The 336-nt window shown below is 48.8% G+C and carries 1 protein-coding gene; it reads right to left on the bottom strand.

The features are described from left to right. Positions 1-117: 117 nt before the first annotated feature. The coding region (locus SB717_RS34380; protein WP_410907328.1) for a hypothetical protein at positions 118-336 on the bottom strand (219 nt) is incomplete at its 5' end.

The raw sequence follows: 336 nt of genomic DNA, 5'->3' as shown, positions 1-336 counted from the left end.
AAGTCAGCAGTCGGCCAGGGGAAACCATTCGTGAATGGCACTATGTTTCTATGGCCGAAACTTAGTGTCGGCTTTAACCAGTTATCTAAGGTGCTAACGAGTCCCACGAGTACTTGATTAAGCCGGTGTGTTCTTATCAGGTTTGCTCGGCTTGTTTGGGACTTCCAGCTTTTTAATCAACTCCATAAGAATCTCATGGGTGTTGATCGGGTAAGAGTCGCTGCTGACATTCGAGAAATCTTTGCCGCCAAATATCCTTGAGGCGATGTCCGCTTTAATCTTGTGCCGCTCGGCCTCGGGAAGGGATGCAAGGAACGGCGAGACAGCTTTCATGTC

It is taken from the genome of Priestia sp. SIMBA_032 (assembly GCF_046535215.1).
GTDB classification, from domain to species: Bacteria; Bacillota; Bacilli; order Bacillales; family Bacillaceae_H; genus Priestia; species Priestia aryabhattai.
This window is presented reverse-complemented; position numbering and strand designations above follow the sequence as displayed.